Origin of the sequence: Vibrio nereis NBRC 15637, from assembly GCF_001591105.1 — a bacterium.
Taxonomy (GTDB): domain Bacteria; phylum Pseudomonadota; class Gammaproteobacteria; order Enterobacterales; family Vibrionaceae; genus Vibrio; species Vibrio nereis.
This window is the reverse complement of sequence record NZ_BCUD01000025.1, coordinates 19,357-27,376: the sequence shown is the minus strand read 5'-3', so window position 1 is coordinate 27,376 and position 8,020 is coordinate 19,357. Positions and strand designations below refer to the sequence as shown.

Genomic DNA, 8,020 nt, shown 5'->3' with positions numbered 1-8,020 from the left:
ATCAGAAAGCCCTGCTAGAAATAGCAGGGCTTTTTTTGTTAACAATTATTGATCATTTCTGTAACTTCATTTCCACAAGTTAATGTTTTATAAAGGGTTTTCTAAGAAATATTAACTCTATCGCAGTATTATCACTGTTTTTCTACTAATGTCAGAAAAGCAGCAGTTATTTATCCTTACTTATACATATATTGCAGAGTTATGTGATTTGTATGACGTATTCAGCCTTAGATATGTGCATTATCATCAAGACTGCTTTAAACAAAATTGACAAAGTTTAACCATTCGCGATAATCCTAGGTCTCTTGTCGGGATTAAGACGTTCTTCCTGTACAAAACCAGCAAATAATCTGGAATCGATTGAGTAACTTGGTCACATTGACTACTCGTAGTTACCCAACGGTGCTGTCAGGATGACAAAGAAAGGATGCAAAAATGGAAAATGTTGGAAGCCTGCTAGTAGATGCAGCGGCCCTAATGCTTACAGGCATGGCTGTTGTATTTATATTCCTAACAATTCTTGTCTACCTCGTTCGGTTAATGTCCAAATTGGTACCTGAAGAAGTACCAGAGCCGATCTCTACCCCAAAACAGAATAATAAAGTTCAACCCAACACTTCTGCTGTTAGCCCGAAGGTAGTTGCGGCTATTTCTGCTGCGGTACATCAATATCGTACCTCTACTGCTAAATAGCAATTGAATGGATTAAAAGGAGTTAATGAGCATGTCTAAACCACTAGCTTTAACAGATGTGGTTCTTCGTGATGCCCACCAGTCGTTGTTCGCAACCCGTATGCGTCTTGAAGATATGTTACCTATCGCAGCTGAGCTCGATAAAATTGGTTACTGGTCTCTTGAAACTTGGGGCGGTGCAACGTTTGATTCGTGCATTCGATTCTTGGGAGAAGATCCTTGGGAGAGATTGCGTGAGCTTAAAAGAGCGATGCCGAATACCCCAATGCAAATGCTATTGCGTGGTCAGAACCTTTTGGGCTACAGACACTATGCTGATGACGTAGTAGAGAAGTTTGTTGAGCGTGCACACGCAAATGGTATGGATGTTTTCCGTATCTTTGATGCGATGAATGACGTACGTAACTTTGAGAAGGCGGTGAAAGCGGCGGTTGATGTCGGTGCTCATGCACAAGGCACTTTATCGTACACCACGAGCCCAGTGCACAACACAGATACGTGGGTAGACTTGGCGAAACGCCTCGAAGATCTTGGTTGTCACTCGTTGTGTATTAAAGATATGTCAGGTCTGCTTAAGCCATACGAAGCAGAGGAACTTATCACTCGTATTAAAGCATCGACAGACATTCCTTTGGCACTTCACTGTCATGCTACAACAGGATTGTCTACAGCGACTGCGGTTAAGGCGGTTGAAGCTGGTGTGGATATTCTTGATACGGCTATTTCTTCAATGAGCTGTACTTACGGCCACACGCCAACAGAGACGGTTGTGGCAATGCTGCAAGGCACCGAACGCGATACCAATCTCAATTTAGACCAACTTGAACCAATTGCGGCTTACTTCCGTGAAGTTCGTAAAAAATACGCTAAGTTTGAAGGTCAGCTGAAAGGTGTCGATTCGCGTATTCTTATTGCGCAGGTACCGGGCGGTATGTTGACCAATATGGAAGGCCAGTTAAAAGAGCAGGGTGCAGCCGATCGAATCGATGAGGTATTGGAGGAGATCCCTCGCGTTCGTAAAGATCTTGGCTACATTCCATTAGTAACACCGACTTCTCAGATTGTGGGAACACAGGCTGTCATCAACGTGCTGACAGGTGAGCGTTACAAGAGCATCACCAAAGAAACCGCTGGTGTTTTGAAAGGCGAATATGGTGCAGCGCCAGCAGAGCTCAACGCTGAGTTGCAGGCAAAAGTACTAGAAGGTGGTGAGCCGATCACGTGCCGTCCTGCTGATTTACTGGCGGCAGAAATGGAAACGCTGACGGAAGCTCTTCTTGCTAAAGCGAAATCAGAAGGCATTTCTTTAGCTGAAGATACCGTTGATGATGTGCTTACGTACGCATTATTCCCTCAGGTAGGACTTAAGTTCCTGAAAAACCGTCGTAACCCTGATGCGTTTGAACCTGCTCCGGGTAAAGAAGAAGCGGCACCTGCAGCCGTTGCTCAACCTGCGCAAGGTGGCATCGAAACTTATAGCGTTAAAGTTGATGGGCAAGTTTACGATGTGGAAGTGGGACCTCAAGGTCAATTGACCTCGGTTTCTCCAGCTAAATCAAGTCAACCACAAGCGGCTCCAGCAGCGCCTGCGGGTGACTCTGAAACCGTTCCTGCACCACTAGCCGGTAATATCTTCAAAGTGAATGTGCAAAGCGGTGTTCAAGTTGAAGAAGGTGACGTGCTGCTTATTCTTGAAGCGATGAAGATGGAAACGGAAGTTCGTGCTGCCCGTGGCGGTGTGGTTCAGGATCTGCACGTGAAAGAAGGCGATGCCGTGACTGTGGGTGCTCCACTGCTGAGTCTTGCATAAGGGAGTATCATGAACGGATTAATGACCCTTTGGTCAGAAACAGGTATTGCTAACTTCGAGTTTGGCCAGCTCTGTATGATTTTGGTTGGCTGCTTGCTACTGTTTTTAGCGATTCGTAAGGGCTTTGAGCCCTTACTGCTTTTGCCTATTGGCTTTGGTGCTATTCTGGCGAATATTCCCAATGCCGGCTTTACAGAGCCAGGTGGGCTGCTGTACTACGTTTACTACGTAGGCATTGAATCAGGTATTTTCCCGCTGCTCATCTTTATGGGTGTTGGTGCGATGACGGACTTCGGTGCTTTGATCGCTAACCCTAAAACACTATGGTTAGGTGCTGCCGCTCAGTTTGGTATTTTTGCTACTCTGTTTGGTGCGATCCTACTTAACTATGTGCCGGGTATGGAGTTCAGTATGGCTGATGCCGCGTCGATCGCGATCATTGGTGGTGCGGATGGTCCAACAGCCATCTTCCTGGCTAGTCAGCTTTCTCCTGATCTGCTTGGTGCGATCGCGGTAGCGGCATACAGCTATATGGCGCTTGTACCGATTATTCAGCCACCTATTATGAAGGCGCTGACGTCACCGGAAGAACGCAAGGTACAAATGGCTCAGTTGCGTCACGTTGGTAAAGCCGAGAAGGTACTTTTCCCTCTTGCTGTATTGATGATGACCATTCTGTTCTTGCCAGCAGCGACACCGCTTGTGGGTATGTTCTGTTTGGGTAACCTTATGCGTGAAGCGGGCGTTGTCGATCGATTGTCGAAAACAGCGCAAAATGAGCTGATCAACATCGTGACCATTTTCTTGGGCCTTGGCGTGGGCTCTAAGCTTCAAGCGGCAGAGTTCTTAAACTTAGAGACATTAGGTATCCTTGCCTTGGGTGCAGTGGCATTCAGCATTGGTACTGCTGGCGGTGTTTTGATGGCTAAACTGCTGAATAAGTTCTCGAAAGAAGACATTAACCCATTAATTGGTGCTGCTGGTGTATCGGCGGTACCGATGGCAGCTCGTGTGGTTAACAAAGTAGGTTTAGAAGCCAACCCACAAAACTTCTTGCTTATGCACGCAATGGGACCAAACGTTGCGGGTGTATTAGGCTCTGCGGTCGCGGCTGGTATTTTGTTAGCACTGGTAGGTTAACCGCTATTTTTAGAGTAAGTGGTTAACTTACCCAAAAGAATTGGTATATATTCAAGGGGATGCTTTGCATCCCTTTTTTTATCGATAGGGAAGAATTGAAATGGAAAACAAACAAATCGCAATTACTCAGTTTGGTGAACCCGACGTTCTCACCATTCAGTCATCTGACATTCCTGAGCCTAAACAGGGGGAAGTGTTAGTAAAAGTCGCATTTGCTGGCGTTAACCCTATCGATGTCAAAACCCGTGCAGGTCTTGGCTGGGCGGCTTCTCAGAACAAAGACAACCTGCCTTGGGTCCCTGGCTATGATATCTCTGGCCAAATTGTCACTTGTGGCTCACAAGCTGAAAGGTTTGATATCGGCGATAATGTCGCTGGCTTTGTCGGTTTTCCCACCCAGGGAGGCGGCTATAGCCAGTATATCTGCGTGCCAGAAAATGACCTTAGCTTGGTGCCTGATTCTGTCACCTTAGAAGCTGCGGCCGTCCTGCCTTTAGCGGGGCAAACTGCGGCACAAGCTTTGGATAAAGCGGGTGTGAAAGAAGGGCAACGCGTACTGATTCTGGCTGGTGCTGGTGGGGTTGGTCATATTGCGATTCAAATCGCGGTTGCAGCTAAAGCAGAAGTATTTACCACATGCAGTGAAGCGAATTTGGATTATATGGCCACATTGGGCGCGCATGCGGTGAACTATAAATTTGCCCCTGTCTCTGAACGAGTCGAAGAGGTAGATGTGCTTATCGACCTAGTTGGAGGTGACGCCGCGTTAGATGCGTTAAAGTGTCTAAAAGATGGTGCGAAAGTTGTCACGGTTCCTACCCTCAGCGCTGAACTCATTTGTGAAAAAGCAAAGCTGTTGGGCTTTGAGGCAACAGGCATGTTAGTCGACCCAGATCCAAAACAGCTAGACACGTTGCTTTATATGGTAAGCGTAGGCCTATTAAAAACTGAGATATTTAAGATTTATCCTATGGATCAGGTTGTTGCAGCCCATCAACAAATTGAAACCAGCCACACCAGGGGCAAAGTGTTGCTCGATATGCAATGCTAGAAGCGTTTAATGCCGGATTCGAAACGTTAGCGCTTTGGTTTTCTGATTCAGCTCATTGGGTACTATTCATGACTGGTTTTCTCAGTGCGACGTTGCTGCCGGGCGGCTCGGAAGCGGGATTGATTGCTACACTTAGCTTAGAGCAATACTCGGTGCTCACCCTTATTACGGTTGCGACGTTAGGCAATACGCTCGGTGGCTTAACCAACTATGGAATAGGTCTTTGGTTACCCAATCGAACTCAAAGCGAAAAGCATGGTCATAAAGCCATCCAGTGGTTAAGTAAATATGGCCATTGGTCCCTTTTTTTCAGCTGGTTACCTATCATTGGTGATCCGCTTTGTCTGGCGGCAGGCTGGCTGCGTATGCGATTCTTGCCTTGTTTGTGTCTCGTCTTTATCGGAAAGGCTTTAAGATACAGCTTACTTGCCGCGATTTATTTTGGTTTTTTCTAAGGAGATGTCATGAGAAAAATATGGCTTGGTGCGTTTTCTCTCGTAGCTCTTTACGGTTGTTCAAGTAGCAACATTTCATCAGTACCTCTATTTTCTTCCTTACCTTCGGGCGTCACTTTAATTGAACAAGTGAACGAACAACCGGGTAAGGCCATGATCCCATACTCTAAATATCAGTTAGATAATGGTCTGACGGTGATCCTATCGCCGGACGATTCAGACCCTTTGGTCCATGTTGATGTGACTTACCATGTTGGCTCTGCGCGAGAAGAGATTGGCAAGTCTGGCTTCGCGCATTTCTTTGAACATATGATGTTTCAGGGCAGTGAGCATGTCGGTGATCAAGAACACTTCAGGCTCATTACCGAAGCTGGTGGTACGCTGAACGGCACCACCAATCGAGATCGCACTAACTATTTTGAAACCGTGCCATCGAACCAGCTAGAAAAAATGCTGTGGTTAGAGTCTGACAGAATGGGCTTTTTGCTCGATGCGGTTTCACAAAGAAAATTCGAAATTCAGCGAGACACGGTGAAAAACGAGCGTGCGCAGAATTACGACAACCGCCCTTACGGTTTGATGTGGGAAAAGATGAGCGAGGCGATGTACCCTGAAGGCCATCCGTATTCCTGGCAGACGATTGGTTACGTTGAAGACCTTGATCGAGTGAATGTGAATGACCTTAAAGCTTTCTTCCTTCGTTGGTATGGCCCGAATAACGCCGTATTAACGATAGGTGGTGACATTGACGTCGAGCAAACCTTAGAGTGGGTGAACAAGTATTTTGGTTCTATTCCAACGGGGCCTGAAGTCAAAAAGGCACCCAAACAACCAGCTAAACTGGCGGAAGACCGTTACGTCACATTGGAAGACCGTATCCAGCAACCGATGGTGATGATTGGCTGGCCAACCACATATCGTGGTGAAGAGACTCAAGCATCGTTAAATGCATTGGCGAATATTTTTGGCAGCGGTGCCAATAGCTTGCTTTACCAAAAACTCGTGAAAACGGAAAAAGCCGTGGATGCTGGTGCATTCCATGATTGCGCCGAGCTTGCATGTAACTTTTACTTGTACGCGATGGCTCCTTCTGGCGAGCAAGGAAAGCTACAGCCTTTGTACCAAGAAATGATGCAAGTTATGCAGGACTTCGAGGCAAAAGGCGTTGAGCAGCAGAGACTCGATCAAATTACGGGTTCAGCTGAAGCAGGAGCGGTTTTCGCCCTACAAAGTGTCAAAGGCAAAGTGTCTCAACTGGCGTCTAACCAGACCTTTTATAACCAACCCGATCGATTGCAGACTCAACTTGAGCAAATCAGAGCCGTGTCACCTGAGTCGGTGATGCAGGCGTACAAAGATTATGTGAATGGACATAAGAAAGTCACGTTGAGTGTTGTACCAAAAGGAAAAACCGAGTTTTCGGTTGCACCAGCAACCTTTGAAACGCCTGAACGCACTTTGCCTGAGTATGTGAAAACGACCGAAGCTGATCTGGATTACCGTCGTGCAGAAGACAATTTTGATCGTGCTGTTGTGCCGAAAGTTGCGCAAGCAGTCAAAGCGCAAATGCCGCCACTGTACAAACTGTATTTTGACAATGGGGCAGAGTTGTTAGGTGCGGTGAGTTCAGAAACGCCAACCGTTCAGATTAACATTCGCCTGCCAGCGGGAGAGCGTTATGTTGCTGAAGGGCAAGAAGGGCTTGCAAACCTGACCGCCGCAATGATGCAGGAAGGTACGCTGGACTCAAGCGTGGAAGAACTGCAAGCAAGGCTGGATAAACTAGGAAGTACAGTTTCGGTCAGCGCGGAGAACTACACGACCAGTATCCGAATCTCCAGCCTAAAGAAAAACCTGACGCAAACATTGTCGATCGCGGAAGAGATCCTATTTACCCCTGCATTTAAAGAATCGGACTTTAAACGCAACAAAAAGCAAATGTTGGAAGGTATTGTCTACCAGCATCAGAAGCCGGGTTGGTTAGCTTCTCAAGCGACAAGACAGGTTCTGTTCTCTGGTTCGGTCTACCAGCGCTCAAATGATGGTAGCGCGGATTCGATTCGTGGGTTGACCCTCGAAGATATCAAAGCGTTTTATCAGCAGCACTATACTCCGCAAGGAGCGCAAATTGTGGTCGTGGGGGATATCTCTAAGCAGCAAATTAAAAAAGAGCTGGCTTTCTTTGAGAGTTGGAAAGGTGAGGAAGCTCCTTTATTGCGCCCACAACTCGTGAATGATTTAAGCGAACGCAAGGTTTATTTAGTCGACAAACCTGGAGCGCCCCAAAGTATCGTTCGCTTTGTTCGTCAGGGATTGCCCTTTGATGCGACGGGAGAAACCTATTTGACTCAGTTGGCCAATTTTAATTTGGCTGGCAACTTTAATAGTCGAATTAACCTGAACTTGCGCGAAGATAAAGGCTACACCTATGGTGCTAGGGGCTACTTGGCTAGCAATAAGGAAGTAGGGGCGATCGTGTTTGCCGCTCAGGTCAGAGCGGATGCGACCTTAGCGTCGATCAAAGAAATCGAAGCTGAGTTGGAAGCATTTAGCAAAAATGGCCTGACGGACAGAGAAATGAAATTTTTACGCCTGGCGGTCGGTCAACAAGATGCTTTGAAGTATGAAACTCCTTCACAGAAATCTTCGCTGATCAGCAGTATTCTAGCGTATAGCTTGGATGAGGATTACTTGAAGCAGCGTAACGAGATTGTCGAGAAAGTAAGTAAATCGACGTTGGATCAACTTGCTGCGAAGTGGTTCGTACCGCGAGATTATCAGATCATTGTAGTGGGCGATGCAAAAAGTCTTAAGCCTCAATTAGAAAGTTTGCAAATCCCCGTGGAAGAGCTTGAAATCATCCGTTAGAGT

At 46.7% G+C, this 8,020-nt stretch carries 6 protein-coding genes; all 6 read left to right on the top strand.

Annotated features, from left to right (window positions below):
- The first annotated feature begins 435 nt into the window (after positions 1–435).
- The 6 genes from VNE01S_RS17665 (at position 436) to VNE01S_RS17640 (ending at position 8,017) form a co-directional block, all read left to right on the top strand.
- Positions 436–693 carry an oxaloacetate decarboxylase subunit gamma gene (locus VNE01S_RS17665; protein WP_053396991.1) on the top strand — a complete coding sequence of 86 codons (258 nt, stop codon included), beginning with the start codon at positions 436–438 and terminating at the stop codon, positions 691–693.
- Positions 694–724: 31 nt separating this feature from the next.
- Entirely contained in the window at positions 725–2,503 is a 1,779-nt protein-coding gene (oadA, locus tag VNE01S_RS17660; RefSeq protein ID WP_053396990.1) for a sodium-extruding oxaloacetate decarboxylase subunit alpha, read from the top strand.
- Positions 2,504–2,512: 9 nt separating this feature from the next.
- Entirely contained in the window at positions 2,513–3,643 is a 1,131-nt protein-coding gene (locus VNE01S_RS17655; RefSeq protein ID WP_053396989.1) for a sodium ion-translocating decarboxylase subunit beta, read from the top strand.
- A 100-nt stretch (positions 3,644–3,743) separates the two neighbouring features.
- Positions 3,744–4,694 (top strand): NADP-dependent oxidoreductase, encoded by a 951-nt coding sequence (locus tag VNE01S_RS17650; protein WP_053396988.1) that lies wholly within the window; start codon positions 3,744–3,746, stop codon positions 4,692–4,694.
- Entirely contained in the window at positions 4,688–5,149 is a 462-nt protein-coding gene (locus tag VNE01S_RS17645) for a YqaA family protein (RefSeq protein WP_053396987.1), read from the top strand. Before VNE01S_RS17650 ends, VNE01S_RS17645 begins: the two co-directional genes overlap by 7 nt.
- Before the next feature lie 9 nt (positions 5,150–5,158).
- Entirely contained in the window at positions 5,159–8,017 is a 2,859-nt protein-coding gene (locus VNE01S_RS17640) for a M16 family metallopeptidase (RefSeq protein WP_053396986.1), read from the top strand.
- The last annotated feature ends 3 nt before the right edge of the window (positions 8,018–8,020 follow it).

Coding starts and splice junctions, on each gene's coding strand:
- VNE01S_RS17665 (WP_053396991.1), top strand. CDS start 436: ATGGAAAATGTTGGAAGCCTGCTAGTAGATGCAGCGGCCCTAATGCTT.
- VNE01S_RS17655 (WP_053396989.1), top strand. CDS start 2,513: ATGAACGGATTAATGACCCTTTGGTCAGAAACAGGTATTGCTAACTTC.
- VNE01S_RS17645 (WP_053396987.1), top strand. CDS start 4,688: ATGCTAGAAGCGTTTAATGCCGGATTCGAAACGTTAGCGCTTTGGTTT.
- VNE01S_RS17650 (WP_053396988.1), top strand. CDS start 3,744: ATGGAAAACAAACAAATCGCAATTACTCAGTTTGGTGAACCCGACGTT.
- VNE01S_RS17640 (WP_053396986.1), top strand. CDS start 5,159: ATGAGAAAAATATGGCTTGGTGCGTTTTCTCTCGTAGCTCTTTACGGT.
- oadA (WP_053396990.1), top strand. CDS start 725: ATGTCTAAACCACTAGCTTTAACAGATGTGGTTCTTCGTGATGCCCAC.